The 21,110-nt window shown below is 59.6% G+C and carries 19 protein-coding genes; 17 read left to right on the top strand and 2 right to left on the bottom strand.

Annotated elements, in window-relative coordinates:
• Nucleotides 1-38 precede the first annotated feature (38 nt).
• The 8 genes from L6D63_RS03365 to L6D63_RS03330 all read left to right on the top strand — a co-directional run bounded on the left by L6D63_RS03365 (nt 39) and on the right by L6D63_RS03330 (nt 10,506).
• The gene (locus L6D63_RS03365; RefSeq protein WP_131670418.1) at nt 39-473 is read left to right on the top strand and encodes a YeeE/YedE family protein; all 435 of its coding nucleotides are present in this window, start codon (nt 39-41) and stop codon (nt 471-473) included.
• A gap of 2 nt (nt 474-475) precedes the next feature.
• Nucleotides 476-895, top strand: coding sequence for a DUF6691 family protein (locus tag L6D63_RS03360; RefSeq protein WP_131670419.1), 420 nt, complete (start codon nt 476-478; stop codon nt 893-895).
• A gap of 115 nt (nt 896-1,010) precedes the next feature.
• On the top strand, nt 1,011-2,201 hold the full coding sequence (locus L6D63_RS03355; protein WP_131670420.1) for a cation:proton antiporter: 1,191 nt from the start codon (nt 1,011-1,013) through the stop codon (nt 2,199-2,201).
• Between the two features lie 91 nt (nt 2,202-2,292).
• On the top strand, nt 2,293-3,510 hold the full coding sequence (locus L6D63_RS03350; protein ID WP_131670421.1) for an efflux RND transporter periplasmic adaptor subunit: 1,218 nt from the start codon (nt 2,293-2,295) through the stop codon (nt 3,508-3,510).
• Nucleotides 3,507-6,716, top strand: coding sequence for an efflux RND transporter permease subunit (locus L6D63_RS03345; protein WP_131670422.1), 3,210 nt, complete (start codon nt 3,507-3,509; stop codon nt 6,714-6,716). The genes L6D63_RS03350 and L6D63_RS03345 overlap by 4 nt, the downstream gene beginning before the upstream one ends.
• Nucleotides 6,717-8,144: an efflux transporter outer membrane subunit gene (locus tag L6D63_RS03340; RefSeq protein WP_131670423.1), complete on the top strand. Its 1,428-nt coding sequence runs from the start codon at nt 6,717-6,719 to the stop codon at nt 8,142-8,144. It begins immediately after the preceding gene.
• Nucleotides 8,145-8,211: 67 nt separating this feature from the next.
• Nucleotides 8,212-9,552: a putrescine-ornithine antiporter gene (gene potE, locus L6D63_RS03335; protein ID WP_131670424.1), complete on the top strand. Its 1,341-nt coding sequence runs from the start codon at nt 8,212-8,214 to the stop codon at nt 9,550-9,552.
• 48 nt (nt 9,553-9,600) lie between these two features.
• Nucleotides 9,601-10,506 (top strand): amino acid ABC transporter substrate-binding protein, encoded by a 906-nt coding sequence (locus L6D63_RS03330; RefSeq protein ID WP_131670425.1) that lies wholly within the window; start codon nt 9,601-9,603, stop codon nt 10,504-10,506.
• Nucleotides 10,507-10,550: 44 nt separating this feature from the next.
• On the opposite strand, the gene L6D63_RS03325 is transcribed toward L6D63_RS03330, so the two are convergent.
• Nucleotides 10,551-11,144 carry a TetR/AcrR family transcriptional regulator gene (locus L6D63_RS03325; RefSeq protein WP_131670426.1) on the bottom strand — a complete coding sequence of 198 codons (594 nt, stop codon included), beginning with the start codon at nt 11,142-11,144 and terminating at the stop codon, nt 10,551-10,553.
• Between the two features lie 196 nt (nt 11,145-11,340).
• Between L6D63_RS03325 and L6D63_RS03320 the strand changes: the two genes are divergently transcribed.
• From L6D63_RS03320 to tspO, 9 genes are all read left to right on the top strand, one after another.
• A complete protein-coding gene (locus tag L6D63_RS03320) occupies nt 11,341-12,018 on the top strand; it encodes a type 1 glutamine amidotransferase domain-containing protein (RefSeq protein WP_131670427.1) in 678 nt (225 codons plus the stop codon).
• A gap of 95 nt (nt 12,019-12,113) precedes the next feature.
• Nucleotides 12,114-13,238 (top strand): alkene reductase, encoded by a 1,125-nt coding sequence (locus L6D63_RS03315; protein WP_131670428.1) that lies wholly within the window; start codon nt 12,114-12,116, stop codon nt 13,236-13,238.
• A 238-nt stretch (nt 13,239-13,476) separates the two neighbouring features.
• Nucleotides 13,477-14,037, top strand: coding sequence for a GTP cyclohydrolase I FolE (gene folE / locus L6D63_RS03310; RefSeq protein ID WP_047294417.1), 561 nt, complete (start codon nt 13,477-13,479; stop codon nt 14,035-14,037).
• Nucleotides 14,038-14,143: 106 nt separating this feature from the next.
• On the top strand, nt 14,144-14,686 hold the full coding sequence (locus tag L6D63_RS03305) for a DUF3833 domain-containing protein (RefSeq protein ID WP_131670429.1): 543 nt from the start codon (nt 14,144-14,146) through the stop codon (nt 14,684-14,686).
• Complete coding sequence (locus L6D63_RS03300) at nt 14,683-15,393, top strand: SDR family NAD(P)-dependent oxidoreductase (protein WP_131670430.1); 711 nt, start codon at nt 14,683-14,685, stop codon at nt 15,391-15,393. Before L6D63_RS03305 ends, L6D63_RS03300 begins: the two co-directional genes overlap by 4 nt.
• A 14-nt stretch (nt 15,394-15,407) precedes the next feature.
• Nucleotides 15,408-15,713: a DUF6482 family protein gene (locus L6D63_RS03295; RefSeq protein ID WP_131670431.1), complete on the top strand. Its 306-nt coding sequence runs from the start codon at nt 15,408-15,410 to the stop codon at nt 15,711-15,713.
• 25 nt (nt 15,714-15,738) lie between these two features.
• Entirely contained in the window at nt 15,739-17,277 is a 1,539-nt protein-coding gene (locus L6D63_RS03290) for a cryptochrome/photolyase family protein (protein WP_131670432.1), read from the top strand.
• Nucleotides 17,278-17,436: 159 nt separating this feature from the next.
• Nucleotides 17,437-19,626 (top strand): PAS domain-containing hybrid sensor histidine kinase/response regulator, encoded by a 2,190-nt coding sequence (locus tag L6D63_RS03285; RefSeq protein ID WP_131670433.1) that lies wholly within the window; start codon nt 17,437-17,439, stop codon nt 19,624-19,626.
• 59 nt (nt 19,627-19,685) lie between these two features.
• Complete coding sequence (gene tspO / locus L6D63_RS03280) at nt 19,686-20,129, top strand: tryptophan-rich sensory protein TspO (protein WP_047294693.1); 444 nt, start codon at nt 19,686-19,688, stop codon at nt 20,127-20,129.
• A 51-nt stretch (nt 20,130-20,180) separates the two neighbouring features.
• Here tspO and L6D63_RS03275 read toward each other — a convergent pair whose 3' ends face one another.
• On the bottom strand, nt 20,181-20,948 hold the full coding sequence (locus tag L6D63_RS03275; protein ID WP_131670434.1) for a sulfite exporter TauE/SafE family protein: 768 nt from the start codon (nt 20,946-20,948) through the stop codon (nt 20,181-20,183).
• Between the last annotated feature and the right edge of the window lie 162 nt (nt 20,949-21,110).

Below are 21,110 nucleotides of genomic sequence, written 5' to 3'. Positions count from 1 at the left end.
ATGGCTTTTAATCGGCACTTCTGTGCAGGAGCTACAAAATGAGCATTGACTGGCTGAACTTTACGCCTTGGACTTCGTTGGGCGGTGGGGCCTTGATAGGCCTGGCGGTTGGGGTATTCGTGCTCGCCAATGGTCGCATCGCCGGCATCAGTGGCTTGATTGGCAGCGTGATGCAATTTGGCAGTGAAGGCTGGAGCGAGAAGGCACTGTTTCTTCTTGGCCTGATGCTCGCGCCACTGTTGTGGGGAGTGTTTGCCGTACTGCCGCAGATCGAGATCAAGGCAGAATGGCCGACGCTGATCATTGCGGGACTGTTCGTCGGCGTGGGCACCCGTTACGGCTCTGGCTGCACAAGTGGCCATGGGGTTTGCGGGATCTCTCGACTGTCTGCCCGATCCATCACGGCAACGATGTGCTTTATGCTCGCCGGTTTTGCAACGGTGTACGTCATTCGTCATGTCGTGGGGGCCTGAAAATGATCAAGCTCAGCGCTTTTTTCGCAGGACTGATCTTCGGCCTGGGGCTGCTCCTGGCAGGCATGGCGAACCCCGCCAAGGTACTGGCTTTCCTGGATGTGGCCGGGGCCTGGGATCCGTCACTTGCTCTGGTGATGGGAGGCGCCATCGCCGTGGCGGTTATCCCGTTGAACTGGGCGCGTAACAGCACGCAATCCTTGCTGGGGGCGCCCATGCAGTTACCGGTGAAACGGGAGCTGGATGCCCGCCTGATTGGCGGCAGCCTGCTGTTCGGCATCGGTTGGGGGATGGCGGGAATCTGCCCTGGGCCAGCCGTCGCTATTCTGCTTACCGGGCACGGGCAGATCATCGTATTCGTGTTGGCCATGTTGGCCGGCATGTACCTGTTCTCTCTATTGGAGCGTCGACGCAGGCGTTGATCAGGTACTTGATTGGGGAATCCGCACATCCGTTGATTTTTATCAGAAGACGCTACGAGCAATGAATTAAACCTGCCTTATCCCTTCACTCTGAACCCGGACAGGCAGGTGATCGATGTATCAGAACCTGGCACTGCTTGCCGCTTTCCTGCTGGTCTATAGCCTGTTTGCCGGACGTTTCGAGTCGCGCCTGCTCAATGGGCCTCTGATGTTCATGCTCGCCGGGCTGATTCTTGGCCCGGCATTCCTGGGCCTGCTGCTGCCCCGGATCGGCAAGGACGGCCTCCGGATCCTGGCCGAACTGACCTTGGCAATTGTGCTCTTCAGCGATGCAGCCAGCGCTGATCTCAAGGTGCTGAAAGCCCACGAAGGATTACCGCTACGCTTGTTGTTGATCGGGCTGCCGCTGACCATGCTCAGTGGCTGGCTGGTCGGCATCTGGCTGTTTCCGCAGATTCCCCCGATCGAACTGGCCATCTTGGCGACTCTTTTGGCGCCCACGGATGCGGCACTGGGCAAGGCTGTCGTGAGCAATCCGAAGGTGGCGGCATCCGTGCGTGAAGGATTGAACGTGGAGAGCGGGCTCAATGACGGCATCTGCGTGCCGGTGCTGTTGATGTTCCTGGCCCTGTTGATCGAAGAACAGGCGCGGTCGCCCGTCTCGCTGGCGGTGGAGCTGGTTGCCGAGGAGCTTGGCATTGGCGCGCTCGTCGGCGTAGCCCTGACGTTGATCGCCTGGTTGTTGCAGCGTTACGCCGGGAAACGCCATTGGCAAACCCCCATGTGGTCACAGCTGACGCTACCCGGACTGGCGCTGGTTTGCTTTGCCACCGCGCAAGCATCGGGCGGTAGCGGGTTTATCGCGGCGTTCGTTGGCGGCCTGCTCGCCAGTTATCTGTTTGCTGAACAAAAGCATGATCTGCTCAAGGCCAGTGAAGAGTTCGCCAGCCTGCTTTCCGTCATTACCTGGGTGGTATTTGGCGCGCAGGTAATCCCTTGGGCCTGGAGCAGTTTCACGCTGAATATCTGGTTGTATGCAGTGCTCAGCCTGACCGTGGTTCGCGTACTGCCTGTGCTCATCAGTCTGGCAGGGACCGACTTCGATTTCGAAACCCGGCTGTTCATCGGCTGGTTCGGTCCGCGCGGCCTTGCAAGTATTGTCTTCGCCGTGATGATTCTGGACTACCCTCTGCAAGTCGGTCGTACGTTGGTGGCTGTAGCGGCCTGCACCGTTTTACTGAGTGTGCTGCTCCATGGTTTGAGTGCCAACCCATGGGTCTCGCGGCTGGCAAATCGTGTTCTTTGATAATTGTCAGAAATGCCACTGAATGCCGGTGCTAGCGTTGTGATCAACAAATGGCTAAGCGTCTGTCCGAGAAACCTTCACGGAGCAGAATATGGGCAGGAACATGAGTGTTGGCAGGCAACTGGGCTTGCCCGTCGCCATTATCGTCGGCAGCCTGAGCCTGCTCGCCGGCTGCGGCAAAGAACCCCCGACCCTCGCCCGCCAAGCGCCTGATGTCACGATCATAACGGTCACCGCACGCACGACACCGGTGACCTTCGAATTCGTTGCGCAAACCCAAAGCTCCCGCGAAGTCGAGATCCGCGCCCGGGTTGCCGGGTTCCTGGAAAAGCGGCTGTACACCGAAGGCGACCTGGTAAAAACCGGGCAGACGCTGTTTCAGATGGACCGCAAGCCCTTTGAAGCTTCGTTGCTCTCGGCCCAGGGGCAACTGGCTCAACAGCAGGCACGCTGGGAGGTGGCCAAAGCCACCCTCGCCCGTGTCCGGCCGCTGGCGGCGCAGAATGCTGTCAGCAAGATGGACCTGGACAATGCCGTCGGCGATGAGCGTCAGACCAGAGCCGCCGTGCTGGCTGCCGAAGGGGCGGTGCGAACCGAACAGCTGAACCTCAGCTACACCACCATCGCCTCCCCGCTTACCGGTCTTTCAAGCTTTGCCAAAAAGCAGGAAGGCAGTTACGTCACACCCGGTGAGTCCGGACTGCTGACCACCGTCTCGCAGATGGACCCGATTTACGTCAACTTCAGTCTTTCGGAAAACGAGACGCTCAAGTTCCGCGAAGAGATTGCTTCCGGGCACCTCATATTCCCGCTGCGCAGTGAATTTGTCGTGGAAGTGGTATTGGCCGACGGCTCGGTGCTGCCCGAACAGGGGCGACTGAATTTTGCCGCGCCCTCCTACAGCCAGGACACCGGCACCTTTCTCGTCCGCGCCGTGGTCGCCAATCCCAATGGCCAGTTGCGCCCCGGCCAGTTCGTACGGGCGCGGGCCATCGGCGCTACCAGGCCGAACGCCATCGTCGTGCCGCAAAAGGCCGTTCTGGAGGGGGCCAAGAGCCACTTCGTGTGGGTGATCAATGCCGCAGGCAAGCCCGAACAACGGGTGGTCGAAGTGGGTGACTGGCACGGCGATGACTGGTTCATTACCCAAGGGTTGCAGGCCGGTGAACGGATCGTGGTCGACGGTGCGATCAGAGTCACGCCCGGAGGGCCGCTGAACATCATTGCCCCTCCTGCCCCGCCAGCTAACCAGACGCCGACAAAACCGATGGCTGCCAGCACGCAGCAAGACACCGGGCGCAGCCCATGAGTATTTCCCACTACTGCATTGATCGCCCCATTTTCGCTTCGGTGATCTCAATCATCATCACCCTGGCCGGCGCGGTGGCCATGGCCAAATTGCCGGTGGCCCAGTACCCGGATATTACCCCGCCGCAAATTACCGTTTCGGCAACCTACCCCGGCGCCGATGCCCAGGTGGTGGCCAATAACGTGGCAGCGCCGATCGAGCAACAGGTCAACGGCGCCGACAACATGATCTACATGAACTCGTCGAGCTCGGCGACGGGGAACATGACCCTCAACGTGTTCTTCGAGATTGGCACCGACCCGTCCCTTGCTCAGGTCGATGTGCAAAACCGCGTCAATCTGGCCTTGCCGCAACTGCCCTCCGCCGTCCAGAGCCAAGGCATTCAGGTACAGAAAAAATCTTCCGCGTTCATGATGGTGCTTGCCGTGTATTCCGCCGGCGAACGCTATGACAGCACCTACGTCGCCAACTACGCGAACCTCTACATTCTGGATGCAATCAAGCGTATTCCGGGGGCGAACCAGGCGAGCATTTTCGGCACGCCGGACTACGCCATGCGGATCTGGCTCAAACCCGATCGCATGGCGCAACTGGGCATTACCGCCGCTGACGTACAGACAGCGGTCGCCAACCAGAACCAGCAATTCGCCGTCGGCCGTGTCGGGCAATCGCCGACCGGCCAGGCCGTGGAGCAATCGTTCGCAGTGACCACCAAGGGCCGCCTGACGGAGCCTGCGGAATTCGAGAACATCATCTTGCGCGCCAGCAACGACGGCGCGGCCATCGTCCGCCTGAAGGATGTAGGGCGCGCCGAACTCGGGCAGAAGGACTATTCGCTGCGCAGCACTTATCAGGGACGTCCCGCCACGCTGATCGCGGTGTATCAGCAACCGGGGGCAAACGCCCTCGATGTCTCGGCAGCGGTGACGTCGACCCTGGCACAAATGAAAACGACATTTCCCGAAGGGATCGAATACAAGATCGTGATGGACACGACCGCGTTCACCCGCGCATCGATTTCCGAGGTGATTCACACCTTTTTCGAAGCGTTGGTGCTGGTGGTCGTGGTGGTGTTCATTTTTCTGCAGAGTCTGCGCGCCACGCTGATCCCGGTACTCGCCGTACCGGTGTCGATTGTCGGCACCTTTATCGGCATGTCCGCCCTGGTGTTTTCGGTGAACATGCTGACGCTGTTCGGCATGGTGCTGGCGATCGGCATCGTGGTCGACGACGCGATCGTGGTGATTGAAAACGTCGAACGCAATATGCACGTACACAAGATGAACCCCAAGGACGCCGCCAAACGCGCCATGGATGAAGTGGCCGGCCCGGTGGTCGCGATCGTGCTGGTGTTGTGTGCTGTGTTCGTGCCGGTGGCTTTCATGGGGGGCATCACCGGGCAGCTCTACAAACAGTTTGCGATCACCATCGCCATCTCCGTGGTGATCTCCGGCCTGGTGGCGTTGACGCTTTCACCAGCCCTGGCCGCCCTGCTGCTCAAACCTCACCAAGGCGAAAAAAACGCTTTTTTCCGCTGGTTCGAACGTAGCTTCGAACGCATGACCGAGGGCTATTCGCGTGCCGTGGCGTTCATGATCAAACGCTTTGTGCTGGCGTTGCTGCTGTTCGCCGGCATGATCGTTTTGATTGCGCTGATGGCGCAGCGCATTCCCAGTGCCTTTCTGCCCCCGGAGGATCAGGGGTATCTGCTGGGCGCGCTGATCATGCCCGATGCCGCCAGCCTGGATCGCACCGCTGAAGTGGGCAAGGTCGCCAGTGATTTCTTCATGCATGACGAGGCCGTCGAGGGTGTCGCTATCGTTAACGGCTACAGCCTGCTCGATGGCCAGAACAAGAACAATGCTGGTGCCTTTTTCGTCGGGTTCAAGGATTTCGAAGAGCGCTACAAAGACTCGCAAACCATCAAGGAGCAGAGTGCTCCAGCGCTCATCCAGAAAGCGGCCCAGGCCTTTTCCACGGTACAGGGCGGGATCATTTTGCCGGTCAACCCGCCATCCATACCGGGTCTGGGCACCACGGGCGGCATGGAGGTGTGGGTTCAAAGCAAGGGCGACGCCAGCGTCGGGCAGCTGGCCGAGACGGTCGGCATGCTTGTCGCAAAGGCCAGGCAGCGTCCGGAACTCGGCGCCATTACCTCGACCTTCAATGTGTTTTCCCGGCAATTGCTGGTCGATGTCGACCGCGAAAAGGCCGAGACACTGGGAGTGCCGGTGGAAGACGTGTACAGCACCATGCAAACCATGTTCGGCTCTCTGTATGTGTCTCAATTCAACAAGTTCAGCCGTCTGTGGCAGGTGATTCTGCAGGCTGAACCGAGCTACCGACTCAAGGCTGAAGACTTGCAGCAGATTTATGTACGCAGCAAGAACCTGGGGATGGTGCCGCTCAAAGCGCTGCTGACCACCCGCTACGTCACCGGCCCCGACCTGCTGACGCGCTTCAACAACTTCCCGGCAGTCAAGCTCACCGCCAACGCCGCGCCCGGCTACAGCTCCGGTCAGGCACTCAAGGCGCTGGAAGAGATCAGCGCTGAAATCATGACCAATGACTATGCCTTGGCCCTGAGTGGCGAGGCCTTCGAGGAGAAAAAAAGCGGGGGCGCCTCCTCTCAGGTGTTCATCTTCGGCCTGGTCATGGTGTTCCTGATCCTGGCCGCGCAGTACGAAAAATGGTCCCTGCCCGTCGGCGTATTGCTGGCGGTGCCCTTTGCGTTGTTCGGTGCCCTGCTCGCGGTGCTGATTCGCGGGTTGAGCAACGATGTTTACTTCCAGATCGGCTTGACCATGCTGGTCGCCCTGGCCGCGAAGAATGCCATCCTGATTTTCGAATTTGCGGTACTGAACCGGGAAAGCGGCATGTCTGCCTACGATGCGGCAATGACCGCCGCCAGGGAGCGGCTGCGGCCTATCGTGATGACGTCCCTGGAGTTCATTCTGGGGTGTGTCCCATTGGCCATTGCCGTCGGCGCATCGGAAAACAGCCGACACTCGATCGGCACAGGTGTCATCGGCGGGATGTTGGCGGCAACAGTCATCGCCATTTTCTTCATCCCGCTGTTCTACTACCTGGTTGAACGCTTGACCGAGAAAAAAGGCGCGCCGCAACAGACCACCCCGCCGCCTTCACTCACATCGCCCGGAGAGATCCCCGGTGGCGCTCCCCTGCACAGACATGAGGGGGAATGAATGCGCACATGCCATTTGTCGTGGTTGATTTGTCTGGGGCTCAGCGGCTGCATGCTCGGCCCGGACTACCAGCGCCCGGCCACCGAGACTCCGGTGGCCTATCGCTACGCAGAGCAAGAGGCCAACGACCTGTCCAACGCGTTGTGGTGGGAACAGTTCAACGATCCGGTGCTCAATGACTTGATCCGCAGCGCGCTGGCGCAGAACAAAGACATCAAGATCGCCGCCGCCCGGGTCGAGGAGTTTCAGGGCCGTTACGGTGTGGCGCGTTCGCAGCTGTTTCCGCAAGTCGGCGCCGCCGCGCAAGGCAGTCGTTCCCGGGCGCCACGCGCCAATGGCCCGGTACCGCTGGACTCCGGCGTCGACCCGATTTACCAGAATTATCAGACCACCCTGAGTGTGAGCTGGGAGCTTGACGTCTGGGGGCGCTTGCGGCGACTCAATGAGTCGGCGCGGGCTGACTTGCTGGCCTCGGAAGAAGGTCGGCGGACGGTGATACTCAGCCTGGTCTCGTCGGTGGCATCGAGTTACATCGCCCTGCGCGAACTTGACCGCCAGCTGGAAATCGCCCGCACCACGGCCAAGGCCCGTGGCGACTCCTACGAAATCTTCAAACTGCGTTTCGGTGCCGGGACCATTTCTGAAATGGAATTGGCGCAAAACCTTTCGGAATTCCAGCGCACCCAGGCGTCCGTTGCGCAATTCGAGTCACTGGTGGCGCAACAGGAAAACAATCTGGCTGTGCTGCTTGGACGCAATCCGGGGCCGATCATCAGAGGCCGTGAGCTGACACAACTGTCGCTGCCATCGGTACCCGCCGGGTTGCCTTCGGACTTGCTTGAGCGCCGCCCCGATCTGCGGCAAGCCGAGTTGAATCTGGTTTCCGCCAACGCCCGAATCGGTGCGGCCAAGGCGCTGTATTTCCCGACGATATCGCTGACCGGATTGTTGGGCTCGGTCAGTAACCAACTGTCCAACCTGTTCACCGGGCCGGCCGCCACCTGGTCTTACGGGGTCGCCGCCAGCATGCCGCTCTTCACCGCTGGCGGGATCGCCGGCCAGGTGCAACAGGCCGAGGCCGTTCAAAAACAAACCTTGCTGGCTTACCAACAGTCGATCCAGTCAGCCTTCAGGGATGTTGAAAACGCCCTGGTTGCCGCGAGCAAATCCCGCGAGCAAATGACTTCTCAAGGCAATCAGGTCGAAGCCTTGCGCACCTACACCCGGTTTGCCCGGCTGCGTTACGACAACGGCTATACCAGCTACATAGAAGTGCTGGATGCCGAGCGCAGTCTGTTCGATGCCGAGCTGACCTACACCCGGACCCGGGGTTCGGTGTTCACCGCCATGATCGATGTTTACAAGGCCACAGGCGGAGGCTGGATAAGCAAGGCAGACACGTTGACCTCAACCGTCGGCGAACATTGACCATGACCACGCTGCAGTGCGTTCAAGGGCTGGGCGCGGATGCACTTCGCCGACCGAGGGGGTTTCGATGACCGACACCAACAAGAAAATGAGCCTGACGGGACTCACCACTTTGGTGACCGTCAACATGATGGGCTCGGGCATCATCATGTTGCCGACCAGCATGGCGCAACTCGGGGCGGTCTCGTTATTGTCATGGATCGTCACCGCTGTCGGTTCCATGGCCATTGCATATTGTTTTTCCCAGTGCGGCATCTTCTGTCTACGCTCGGGCGGGTTATCCGCCTACACCGAAGAGGCGCACGCAAAGTCGGGATTTTTCCTCTGCTCGTATCTGTATTTCCTGTCACTGGCCATCGCCAACGTGGCGGTGGCCATCTCTGCAGTGGGATACATGACGTCGTTCATGCCTTGGCTGGGAAGCGGCGCCATTCCTTTGTTCATCGGAACGGTCGGCTTGCTCTGGATAACCACCGTGGCAAATTTTGGCGGCCCCGGCGTTACCGGCAAGATCGGTGCGATTACGGTCTGGGGCGTGATCATTCCGGTCGCCGGCTTGAGCCTTATCGGATGGTTCTGGTTCAAACCCGATCTGCTGATCGCCGCCTGGAACCCTTACCACCTGCCCATTTCCGAAGCGATCAGCAAAGCAATTCCGCTGACACTCTGGGCCTTTCTCGGCATGGAATCGGCCGCCCAAGCCTCCGACGCAGTGGAAAACCCCACGCGTACGGTGCCGCTGGCCTGCCTGTTCGGGACACTGGGAGCTGCGGTTGTCTACGTGCTCTCGACGACCGTCATTCAGGGAATCATTCCGAATGCCGAGCTGGCTAATTCGTCCGCGCCGTTCGCGCTGGTTTATGCGCACATGTTCAACCCGACGGTCGGCCACATCATCATGGCGTTGGCAGTGATGGCATGCGTGGGCTCGCTGTTGGGCTGGCAGTTCACCCTGGCACAAACCGCCAAGATGACGGCTGACCAGGGCATGTTTCCCAAACTGTTCTGCAAGGTCAGCGCCCGCAATGCCCCCATCGTCGGGATGCTGGTCTGCGGCGTGCTGCAGACCTTGATGGCGCTGTCGACCATTTCGCCAAACGCCAGTGCGCAGTTCGGCAAACTGGTCAGCCTCGCCGCCGTGACCAACCTGATTCCCTATGTAACGGCGGCCACCGGGCTGCTGGTCATGATGTACAAAGCCAAGGTCAGTGCCAGCGTGTACACCCGCAATACCTTGCTGTTGGTGGTGGCCGTGGCGTACTCGCTCTACGCGTTGTATGCCTGCGGCAAAGATGCGGTGTTCGGCGGCATTCTGGTTCTGGTGTTCGGCTATCTGCTCTACGGCTTCCTCGCCAAACGTTTTGTCGACGTGCCTGTGCCGGTTCGCCCCCGGGCCGACACTCCTTGACCGCCGTCTTCGTGACGACTCAGACAGCTGAATTCGGGGAACCCGCACATGAACGTGAAACTGATCAAATCCAAACCGCTGCTACTCGTCTGCCTACTGACGCTATTGCCGGTCACGGCCCATGGCAGCACGCTGGAGCGCATCCGCACGAGCCACACGTTCACCCTCGGTTACTTGCCGGACTTCGCGCCGTTCAGCGAGCAGGTCGCCGATAAAGCCAGCGGATATGCCATCGACCTCTGTTTGAAAATAGCCGAAAAAGTCAAGAGCGAACTGGCGTTGCCCGCGCTGAAGATCGCCTACCAGCCTGTGTCCCTCAACGACGAAATCAATGCCGTCAATTCGGGGAAGATCGACATTCTCTGTACGCCGACCCCTCCGACACTGGCGCGGCGCTCGCAGGTCAGCTACTCGGTGCCGGTCTACACCGCCGGTCTCTCGGCCGTGGTGCGCGAGGACGCCTCCCTGCCTTTGCTTAATGTGCTCAATGGCAAGGTGGCCCATACCGGGCCTACGTGGCGTGCCACTGCGAACCTTGGGCTGTCCAATCAAACGTATGCTGCCATCGCCGGCGGTGTGACCGAGGCGTGGATACATCAGCAGATGCGTTTGCTCGGCGTGGTGGCCACGCTGGTCACGGTGGAGAATGCCGATGCAGGCCTCAAACAGGTTGCCGATGGCAAAGCCAGTGCGTTCTTTGCTGAACGCATGGTGCTCAAGCATCTGCTGAGCAGGAATGACCCCGAAGGTCACCTGGTGCTGCTGGAGCGGATTTTCGAGTACGCGCCGACGGCCATGGCGCTGGATCGAAACGACGAAGATTTCCGTCTGCTGGTCGACACTGCGCTGAGTGAGATGTACCGCGCCGGCGACATCGAGCAGGCGTACGACAACTACCTGGATGGCGCCGGCGACGCGGCGAAGAAGCTGTTCAAGATCTACGCACTACCTTGAGAGCCAGGCCCCAACGATCGGGGACGCTCAACAGGCCTGTCGCTTCAGTTTAAGGGCCGCTGCAAAAGCCGCTTCGTCATCACCATCGAGGTCTGCAATGACTGCCCGGTGCGCTGCAGCTTGTTCAGCAGACTGGCGCCCAACCAGAGCTGGTAAAGGGTTTCTGCCAACTGGCGAGCATCAGCATCCGGCACACTTTTATCCAGCTGCCCTTCTTCCAGGCACGTCGTGATCCGTGCAACGATGCGCTCGGCGCCGTCACGCAAGGTGAGGCGCATCGACTCGGACAGGTCGGCGACTTCCGCGCTCAACTTGACCACCAGGCATTCATCGCCGTGACCTTCCAGGGTGCAGCGGTTCTGCCAGCCCTGCCAGTAATCCATCAGCCGCTCATAGGCACTGAGCCCCGGCAGTGTCAGGCGTCGCTCCATGTCCGCCAGGTAGCCGACGAAGTAATCCTCCAGCAATGCCTGGCCGTAGAGTTCCTTGGATTTGAAGTAGTGATAGAACGAGCCCTTGGGCACACCGGCGGTCTGCAGGATCTCGCTCAGGCCAACGCTGGTGAAGCCCTTTTCGGCCATCATGCGGTGGCCGGTGTCGAGCAGGTGTTGGCGGGTATCGTCGTAGGTCGGTTTCATGGGGCGCAAAATACCAAACATTAGACCAGTCGTATATTTCTGATGAGCAGGAGTTTGCCACAGTGATCACGCGGAAACACGGCCGTAAAAATCTACTAGACGACCGGTCTAATATGAATCTATGCTGTGCCCGTCATTTCTTCCAAGGTGTCGCAGACGAACCCGTCGAGGACACCCGACCACCACAGGGCGCTCTATGAAAATCTTGATGGTTCTGACTTCCCACGATCAGCTTGGCAACACCGGCAAGAAAACCGGCTTCTGGCTCGAAGAGTTCGCGGCCCCCTACTACGCCTTCAAGGATGCCGGTGCACAGATCACCCTGGTATCGCCGGCTGGCGGCCAGCCGCCGCTTGATCCGAAAAGCGATGAGCCCGATGCGCAAACCGCTGAAACCGAGCGCTTCCGCCAGGACCCTGCTGCCCAGCAGGCACTGGCCAACACCGGGCGCCTGGCGGATGTCAGCGCTGAGGATTTCGATGCTGTGTTCTACCCGGGTGGTCATGGCCCGCTGTGGGATCTGGCCGAGGACAAACACTCGATCGCACTGATCGAAGCCTTCGACCGCAGCAACAAACCCCACGGTTTCGTCTGCCATGCGCCGGGCGTGCTGCGCCACGTCACGGCTGCCGATGGCAAACCGTTGATTCAAGGCCGGGACGTCACCGGTTTCACCAACGCTGAAGAAGCCGCTGTGGGCCTGACGGATGTTGTGCCGTTCCTGATTGAGGACGAATTCCAGCGTCTTGGCGGGCGCTACGCCAAAGTGGCTGACTGGCAGGTTCACGTGGTGACCGATGGCCAACTGGTGACCGGTCAAAACCCTGCCAGCTCGGCAGCCGTTGCTGAAAAGCTGTTGAAGCTGTTGGCCTGAGCCACCGAGCCTCCCAGACACCGTGCGCATCACGCACGGTGTTTTTTTGCCGCATTAATAGTCGACTGGTCTAATAAGGCCAAAACAGGAATTCCATGAAAAACAGCCCTTTCTTCACGCCTTTCACCCTGGGCCAGCACACCCTGAAAAACCGCATCGTCCTGCCGCCCCTCACCCGCCAGCGCAGCACGCAACCGGGCAATGTCGCCAACGCATTGATGGCCGAGTATTACCAGCAACGCGCCGGCGCCGGTCTGCTGGTCACCGAAGGCACGCAGATCGAGCCTCGCGGTCAGGGCTACGCCTGGACCCCCGGCATTCACACGCCGGAACAAATTGCCGGATGGCGCACAGTCACCGAAGCGGTTCATGCCCGGAACGGCGTGATATTCGCCCAGCTCTGGCACGTCGGACGTGTGTCCCACACCGCCTTGCAACCCGACGGCGCGGCCCCGGTATCCGCTTCTGCCATCGCTACTGAACGGGTCAGCGTGTTCATTGAAACCACGCCGGGCGCTGGAGAGCTGGTCAAGCCATCCGCACCGCGAGCGCTGAGCACCGATGAAGTCCAGGCACTGGTTCAGCTTTATATTCAAGCTGCGCGCAATGCGATGGACGCCGGTTTTGACGGGATCGAACTGCACTGTGCCAACGGCTATCTGGTGAACCAGTTCATTTCTGCGCACAGCAATGTGCGCACCGATCAATACGGCGGCTCGCTGCACAATCGCCTGCGTTTTCTGCGCGAAGTGGTGTCGGGTGTCGCCGAGTGCATCGGCAAGGAAAAAGTCGGCGTGCGGTTCGCGCCGCTGTTCACCACCACCGATGAAGCGCGCACTTATCTGGGCATGGTCGAGGAAGACCCGCACACCACTTACATCGAAGCGATCAAGGTGCTTGAGGACGTGGGGATTGCCTACCTGTCCATCGCCGAGGCGGACTGGGACGACGCGCCCGTGATGCCGCAAACATTCCGCCGCGCAGTGCGCGACACCTTCAGCGGCGCCATCATCTACGCCGGGCGCTACAACGCTGAATCCGGCGCGCAATTGCTCGAATCGGGGCTGGCGGACCTGGTGGCGTTCGGCCGTCCGTTCATGGCCAACCCGGACCTGCCGGCGCGCATCGCCAATGACTGGCCGCTCAATCCGCTGAACCCCGCCACGGTCTACGGCGGCAATGCCGAAGGCTATGTGGATTACCCGACCTACAGCGAATAATTCCGCGAATTCGCCCAGCGCTCCCACTGCCCGGGAGCGCTTTCCCCTCTGCGCCAAACGCGCAACCTCGCACGCTGCGATGTGAGGTGTTCGCATCTGCATAAAAAAGATTGCCGATTCATTGTCAGGCGGATTTTTTCAGCCTATCTTGAGTAAAACCTATACAAAGAACTTAATTTCGTACAACTCTTGCGCTACGGATTGGCCCTCACGCACAGCACTGCTGCGAGTCCTTTGAATGAACCCACTACTAGCCAGCCATTACCGTGAAATTCTCGTCGGCGTCGGGGAAAACCCCGAACGTGAAGGTCTGCTCGACACGCCCAAACGTGCGGCCAAAGCGATGCAGTATCTGTGCAACGGCTACACGATGAGCCTGGAAGACGTCACCAACGGCGCACTGTTCGAATCGCAAAGCGATGAGATGGTCATCGTCAGTGACATCGAGCTCTATTCCTTGTGTGAGCACCACATGCTGCCTTTCATCGGCAAGGCGCACGTGGCGTACATCCCCACCGGCAGAGTGCTCGGGCTGTCGAAAGTAGCGCGCGTGGTGGACATGTTCGCCCGGCGCCTGCAGATCCAGGAAAACCTCACCCGGCAAATTGCCGAGGCCATCCAGCAGATCACCGATGCCGCTGGCGTGGCCGTGGTCATCGAGGCCAGGCACATGTGCATGATGATGCGCGGCGTTGAAAAGCAGAATTCGATCATGACTTCCTCGGTGATGCTCGGCGCGTTTCGTGACAGCACCACCACGCGTCAGGAGTTCCTGCAACTGATCGGGCGGCGAAGTTGATGTTCGACCCTCGATGGGTGCGATAAACCTGTACAGCGAAAGTGGGCTGTATAAGCACGATCTTTCCAATTTCACCCACCTGCCTGTGCCTTCAGGGAGAACGTCAATGACCCGAATTGTGCTCTTGCTGGCTCTGATACTCGGCGTTGCGAGCTGCGGCAGCGTGGATGTCAGTCGCTACGCCGATCAGCAACCGGCGTTGGATCTGCAGCGTTTTTTCAGCCAACCGGTGAAAGCCTGGGGGATGTTCCAGAAGCGTTCCGGGGAAGTGGTCAAGCGCTTCGAGGTCAACATCGTCAGCCATCGTGAAGGTGACAACCTGATTCTTGATGAGCACTTCCTGTACAGCGACGGTACGCGCCAGCGCCGCGTCTGGACCCTGACGCCCGAAGGCCAGGGACGCTGGAGCGGGCGCGCGGGTGATGTAGTGGGCGTCGCCATAGGTCAGGTGGCCGGCAATGCGCTGCACTGGCGGTATCGCCTGAACCTGCCGGTTGATGGCTCGACCTATGAAATGAGCATGGACGACTGGATGTACCAGATGGACGAGGACACGCTGATCAATCGCACCCGCATGTCCAAGCTCGGGGTTGAAGTCGGCCAGGTGACCTTGTTCTTCCGCCGTCAGGGTGCCGGAGTCAGCCAATGAACAGCGCTTTCAGCATGGCCTCCCTGGGCGATGATTATCGTGCCCTGGTGATCGGTGCCAGTGGCGCCATCGGCCGCGCGTTTTGCCAGCAGCTCAGTCAGGACCCGCGCTGTGCCGGCGTTCGTGAACTGGGGCGCCATACCATTCCAGCGCTGGATCTGGAGCAGCCGCAATCGATCGCCAGCGCCGCTGCCCAACTGGCCGCGCAAGCGCCCTATCAGTTGATCGTGCACGCTGCCGGCCTGCTGCATCGTGAGCGGATCAAGCCGGAAAAGAGCTACAGCGCGATCGAAGCCGAAGCGCTGCAAGCCGTGTTTCAAGTGAACACGCTGGGGCCGGCGATGGTGTTGCGGCATTTTCTGCCGTTGCTTGATCCCCAAGGGGCGATGGCGCTGCTCTCGGCCAAGGTCGGAAGCATCGGCGACAACCGATTGGGCGGCTGGTACGCCTATCGCGCCTCCAAGGCGGCGCTGAACATGCTGATCAAGACCGCAGCGATCGAACTGGCCCGCACCCGCCCGCAAAGCCGCTTGCTGAGTCTGCACCCGGGCACGGTCGTGTCGGGGTTGTCGCAACCTTTTCGCGGGGCATCCAGCGCCCGCCCTGCGGACGTTGCCGCTGAACAGCTACTGAACCTGATTGACCAGTTGACGCCGGCCGACAGCGGCCAGTTCTTTGCCTACGATGGACAACGCCTGCCCTGGTAGGCAAGGAGTGAAGCATGAATCTGCAAACCCTGACCGAACGCGCGGCCAACAGCGAAATTCGTGAGCTGGAGTTGCTGTCGCTTGAAGGTGGTTTTTATCTGGCCCGGGTTCGCCTGGATCACGGTCAGTTCACCTTGCTCGACGACGCGGCCAAACCGATGCACCTGCGTTCAATCACCCATCTGCGTGACTTGTTGCAGACCGTGCCGGCATTCCCATGCGTGCTGGTGCAGCAATGCGTGCACGACGAAATGTGTGGCCGTGATACCGGGCCGGTCGAAGAGCTGCGCATTCCGTTTTCGCTGGCCGCGCCGTTATGAAACGAATCCTGCCGGACTGCACTGAATGAACCCGAATCGTCGGTTGTGCCTAGTGCTGGGCGACCAGTTGTCGTTCGATCTGGCCTCCTTGCAGACGCTCGACAGCGAGCGCGACACCGTGCTGCTGGTCGAGGTCATGGAAGAAGCCAGCCATGTACCGCACCATCCGCAAAAGATTGCCCTGATCTTCAGCGCCATGCGCCACTTCGCCCAGTCGTTGCGAGATCAGGGCATCCGTGTCGAATACGTGACGCTGGATGATCCGCACAACAGCGGTTCGGTGCCGGGGGAATTACGCCGTTGGCAACAGCGCTTGCAGGTCGAGCAAGTGCACGTCACCGAGTGCGGTGACTGGCGCCTGGAACAATCGATCAAGGATTGTGGCCTGCCCGTTTGTTGGCACGCCGATTCGCGTTTTTTGTGCAGTCGCGCCGAATTCGCCGCCTGGGCTGCCGGGAAAAAGCAGTTGCGCATGGAGTTTTTCTATCGCGAGATGCGCCGCAAGAGTCGCTTGCTGCTCAATGGCGACGGCACGCCGGTGGGCGGTGCGTGGAACTTCGATGCCGAGAATCGCAAATCCCTGCCCAAAGGTGTGAAAGCCCCCTACCCGATCCGTTTCAGTAACGACGCCATCACCCGCGAGGTGCTGGATCTGGTGCAGGCGCGCTTCAGTCAGCACTACGGTGCACTCGATGATTTCAATTACCCGGTCACCCATGCCGACGCGCAGGCGCTGTGGGACTATTTTCTGGATTATGGCCTGGCGGGTTTCGGTGACTATCAGGACGCCATGGCCAGTGACGAGCCGTTCCTGTTTCATGCACGCATCAGCGCCGCGCTCAATATCGGCCTGCTGGATTTGCGGCAGGTGTGCAGCGACGTCGAGTCGGCCTATTGGGCCGGCAGGATCGCCCTGAATGCCGCCGAAGGCTTCATTCGGCAACTGATCGGCTGGCGGGAATACGTGCGCGGCGTGTACTGGCTGAAAATGCCGGACTACGCACGGGGCAACGCCTTCGGCAACAGCCGTGCACTGCCGGAGTTCTACTGGACCGGTGCCACGCAGATGAACTGCATGCGCCAGGCCATCGGCCAGAGTCTGCAGCATGCCTACGCGCACCACATTCAGCGGCTGATGGTCACCGGCAATTTCGCCCTGCTCGCCGGTATTGCGCCGAGCCAGATCTGTGAGTGGTACCTGGCGATCTATATGGACGCCTTCGACTGGGTCGAACTGCCCAACACGCTGGGCATGGTCATGCATGCCGACGGCGGTTACCTCGGCTCCAAACCCTATTGCGCCAGTGGCCAATACATCAATCGCATGTCCGACTACTGCCGAAGCTGCGCCTACAAGGTCAGCGAAAGTACCGCGGACAACGCCTGCCCGTTCAATGCGTTGTACTGGCATTTTCTGATGCGCCATGGTGAGCAGCTGCGCGGCAATCAGCGCATGGCGATGATGTACAAGAACCTCGACCGCATGCCGTCAGCCAAACAGGAGGCGCTGTGGCAACGCGGGCAGAACCTGTTGGCGCGTCTGGATAACGGCGAATCGATCTGAAATCAGCGCTCGCTTGCGCCGGTGGTGAAACTTAAGCACAACGCGCCCGGTCAACGGATGATCGGCGCTCGAGTCCTCTGCGAGCGCAATGTCCACTGCTCGTGTTGTGCTTACGCGCTCTATGCAGCCAGCCCCTGAACATTCAACAAAGCAGGTCACATGGATACCCTTGAACACCTTAGTCGCGAAGCACTCGAGTCAGAAGTCAGGCGATTGCGCGCGGCGCTTCAAAGCACTCAGGTCGACACACAGGACGTTGACCTCGAGCGCGACATGGCGGCGCAACTGCAAGCCAGTCGGGACGCACTCGCCCGCAGCGAGGCTCGCTTCATCACCATTCTGGAAACCATCGAATCGGCGTTTGCCATCGTCAAGGTCAAGTTCGACGCTAACGATAAGCCGGTCGATTACTACTTCGTCGAAGCCAATCCGGCGTTCGAACACCAGTGCGGCGTCAACCTGCGCGGCAAATGGGTGACCGAGTTCGCGCCCAATCTGGAAAGCTTCTGGTTTGAAACCTACGGCCATGTGGCCAAGACCGGGGAACCGGCGAACTTCGAGAATTACGCCAACACCTTCGAGCGCTGGTTCGACGTGCGCGCCGTGCGTGTCGGCGATCCGGCCGACCGGCAGATCGCCATTCTGTTCAACGACGTCACCCAGCGGCGCGACGCCGAGGAGCGTTTGCGTGCCAGTGAAGCGCTGGCACGGGAGAACGTCGAACGTGTGCAACTGGCGCTCGCCGCCGGGGCCATTATCGGCACCTGGCACTGGGACTTGCTCACCGACCGCTTTGCCGTGGACGAAGCTTTTGCTCGGGTGTTTGACCTCGACCCGGCGCTGGGCCGCGAAGGGCTCAGCCTCGAACAAGTGATGGTGACCGTGCATCCCGAAGACCGCGATGGACTGACCAGCGCGATCAACGAAGCCATCGGCCGCGGTGGCGCCTACTCCCATCAGTACCGCGTGCGTCGCACGGACGGCAAGTACCAGTGGATCGAGGCCAACGGCCGGGTTGAATGTGCTGATGATGGAACGCCGCTGCGCTTTCCCGGTGTACTGATCGATGTCGAGGAGCGACGCAATGTCGAAGCGGAGCGCGACCGCGCCATCGCCGCGTTGCGCGCGCTCAACGATACGTTGGAGCAGCGCGTTTCATCGCGCACTGCAGAGCTGATGCAAGCCGAAGAGAAACTCCGTCAGTCACAGAAAATGGAAGCCGTCGGCCAACTGACCGGGGGCTTGGCGCATGACTTCAATAATCTCTTGGCCGGCATTTCTGGCGCACTGGAGTTGATGGGCGCACGCATCAGCCAGGGACGACTGAATGAAGTCGACAAATACATGATGACCGCCCAGGGCGCGGTCAAGCGTGCCGCCGCCCTGACCCACCGGCTGCTGGCGTTCTCCCGACGCCAGACCCTCGACCCGCGTCCCACCGACGTCAACACGCTGATGACCGGCATGACCGAACTGATCCAGCGTACGGTAGGCCCCAGCATCGTCCTGGAAACCCGCGCCGCGCCGGGGCTTTGGCCAACGCTGGTGGATGCCAGTCAGTTGGAGAATGCTCTGCTCAACCTGTGCATCAACGCGCGCGATGCGATGCCGGACGGTGGGCGCATCACCATCGAAACCGCCAACCGCACGCTGGACTGCGAGACCGCGCGCACCCTGGACATGCCAGAGGGCGAATACCTGTGCCTGTGCGTGACCGATACCGGCACCGGCATGACCGCCGATGTCATCGCCAAGGCCTTCGACCCGTTCTTCACCACCAAACCGCTGGGCCAGGGCACGGGGCTGGGACTGTCGATGATCTATGGTTTCGCCAAGCAATCCGGCGGCCAGGTGCGTGTGCATTCGCAGGTCGGCCGGGGCACCGAAATGTGCATTTATCTGCCTCGCTATCATGGCGAACCGGTGCCGAATCAGGATCACAAGGACAACGCGCCGGCCGCCTTGCCCAAGGCAGGCGAGACCATTCTGGTGGTAGACGACGAGCCTACGGTGCGTGCGTTGCTGACTGACGTGCTCGGCGATCTCGGCTACACCTTGATAGAGGCCGCTGACAGCGTGGTCGGGCTGAAGATGTTGCGCTCGGACATTCACATCGACTTGCTGATCACCGACGTCGGCTTGCCGGGTGGCATGAACGGTCGGCAGCTGGCCGACGCCGGCCGGGAAATCCGCCAGAACCTGAAGACCCTGTTCATTACCGGCTACGCGGAAAACGCGGTGATTGGTGCCGGTCAATTGGGCCCGGACATGCAGGTGCTGACCAAGCCGTTTGCCGTCGACACGCTGGTGGCGCGGGTCAGTGACCTGCTGGCGATGAAATCCGAATGAGCGACCGTTGCGGCGGTATGAATCTAGAGAGAATGGCTGCGGCCAAGGAGTGATACATGGTGACGTTTCTGATTTTCCTGATTGCGTGCGGCGCTGCAGCGAGTACCGGGGTGATTTTCAAACCCGGGCCATGGTACGAAGGGCTGAATAAACCCGGATTTACCCCACCCAATTGGGCGTTTCCGGTGGCCTGGACGATTATCTATCTATTGCTGGCCTGGGCCGGTTATCGCTTGAGCCTGATTCCCGGCAGTCAGACCGTGTTGGCGCTGTGGGCCGCGCAGATCGCCTTGAACACACTGTGGACGCCGGTGTTCTTCGGCGCGCATCAGGTGTTGGCCGCCATGGTGATTCTGTTGGTGTTGTGGCTGGTAGTCGCGGCAATGGTATTTCTGGCGATGCGCCTGGATGTGATCACCGGGCTGATCCTGTTTCCTTATCTGGCCTGGTTGTGTGTGGCAGCGGCGTTGAATTTCTCGATTTTGCGCAACAACCGTGGGTGATCAAGCGCAACAGCCAATGTTCATTGGAGTGCTGAAGGGGCTGGATTTCATCTATGAAAATAGAGACAGCCCCATTCTGCCAATCAGGAAAACCAGCAGAATCAGGAAAAAGATCCGAATAAAGCCACTGCCATACCGCAGTGCGAGAAAAACTCCAGTCAGGGAGCCGGCAATATTGCACAGTGCTACGACGCCACCTACCGCCCACAGAACATTTCCCGTTGGTACAAAAAACATGAGCGCCGCGCAGAACGTGCCCAGATTGACCAGCTTTGCGGAGGCGGAGGCATTTAAAAAATCAAAGCCAAAATATTTGACGAAAATGAATAGCAGAAGGCTACCGCTACCCGGACCGAAGACGCCGTCATAAAAACCAATCAAGCCACCAAAAAAAATGCCCCACGCAATTTCCTTTGTTCCGCAATGAAATTCAGTGCTGATCAGGCCTAATCTTTTTGCCGCGAATGTATAGATCGCCATCGCTATCAAAACAAAAAAAACAACGAATTCCATGATTTTTTTGGGAACGATTGACACGGAAAACGCGCCAATGAACGCAAAAACGAATGCTGACAGCATGGTGGGCAGCATCAGTTTCCAGACAATTTTTATTCTTTTGGTATAGCTGTATATCGAAGAAAGATTGCCCGCAAGAACCGCCAGCTTATTGGTTCCAAATACGGTTGCCAAATTATATTGAGGAAGCGCATGCAAAAGTGCTGGCAGCTGTACAAGCCCGCCACCACCTACCGCTGCATCTATCAAACCACCACAGAATGCAAAAAAGCCTAAAGCGAACAACGCTTGTTCAAAATCCATTCAGGAGATCCTTTCGGGACTGAAACTCTTCGCAAAGCAACATGAAAATCTCCGGATTATTTCCCGCTAACCCGCTGATTTAAATTTCAACAATCAGATCAGACTTTGAAAAATAGGTGACTTGATGGGTTTCAACAAGTGACTTATAGTGATCAAACCATT

The organism is Pseudomonas parakoreensis (assembly GCF_021602155.1).
GTDB lineage: Bacteria > Pseudomonadota > Gammaproteobacteria > Pseudomonadales > Pseudomonadaceae > Aquipseudomonas > Aquipseudomonas parakoreensis.
This window is presented reverse-complemented; position numbering and strand designations above follow the sequence as displayed.

Bases quoted from the DNA above. Each gene is read 5' to 3' on its own strand.
- L6D63_RS03325 (WP_131670426.1), bottom strand. From the start codon at position 11,144: ATGAAACCGACCTACGACGATACCCGCCAACACCTGCTCGACACCGGC.
- potE (WP_131670424.1), top strand. From the start codon at position 8,212: ATGACCGACACCAACAAGAAAATGAGCCTGACGGGACTCACCACTTTG.
- L6D63_RS03350 (WP_131670421.1), top strand. From the start codon at position 2,293: ATGGGCAGGAACATGAGTGTTGGCAGGCAACTGGGCTTGCCCGTCGCC.
- L6D63_RS03285 (WP_131670433.1), top strand. From the start codon at position 17,437: ATGGATACCCTTGAACACCTTAGTCGCGAAGCACTCGAGTCAGAAGTC.
- L6D63_RS03305 (WP_131670429.1), top strand. From the start codon at position 14,144: ATGACCCGAATTGTGCTCTTGCTGGCTCTGATACTCGGCGTTGCGAGC.
- L6D63_RS03330 (WP_131670425.1), top strand. From the start codon at position 9,601: ATGAACGTGAAACTGATCAAATCCAAACCGCTGCTACTCGTCTGCCTA.
- L6D63_RS03295 (WP_131670431.1), top strand. From the start codon at position 15,408: ATGAATCTGCAAACCCTGACCGAACGCGCGGCCAACAGCGAAATTCGT.
- L6D63_RS03320 (WP_131670427.1), top strand. From the start codon at position 11,341: ATGAAAATCTTGATGGTTCTGACTTCCCACGATCAGCTTGGCAACACC.
- L6D63_RS03360 (WP_131670419.1), top strand. From the start codon at position 476: ATGATCAAGCTCAGCGCTTTTTTCGCAGGACTGATCTTCGGCCTGGGG.
- L6D63_RS03315 (WP_131670428.1), top strand. From the start codon at position 12,114: ATGAAAAACAGCCCTTTCTTCACGCCTTTCACCCTGGGCCAGCACACC.
- L6D63_RS03365 (WP_131670418.1), top strand. From the start codon at position 39: ATGAGCATTGACTGGCTGAACTTTACGCCTTGGACTTCGTTGGGCGGT.
- L6D63_RS03340 (WP_131670423.1), top strand. From the start codon at position 6,717: ATGCGCACATGCCATTTGTCGTGGTTGATTTGTCTGGGGCTCAGCGGC.
- L6D63_RS03290 (WP_131670432.1), top strand. From the start codon at position 15,739: ATGAACCCGAATCGTCGGTTGTGCCTAGTGCTGGGCGACCAGTTGTCG.
- L6D63_RS03275 (WP_131670434.1), bottom strand. From the start codon at position 20,948: ATGGATTTTGAACAAGCGTTGTTCGCTTTAGGCTTTTTTGCATTCTGT.
- L6D63_RS03345 (WP_131670422.1), top strand. From the start codon at position 3,507: ATGAGTATTTCCCACTACTGCATTGATCGCCCCATTTTCGCTTCGGTG.
- L6D63_RS03355 (WP_131670420.1), top strand. From the start codon at position 1,011: ATGTATCAGAACCTGGCACTGCTTGCCGCTTTCCTGCTGGTCTATAGC.
- L6D63_RS03300 (WP_131670430.1), top strand. From the start codon at position 14,683: ATGAACAGCGCTTTCAGCATGGCCTCCCTGGGCGATGATTATCGTGCC.
- folE (WP_047294417.1), top strand. From the start codon at position 13,477: ATGAACCCACTACTAGCCAGCCATTACCGTGAAATTCTCGTCGGCGTC.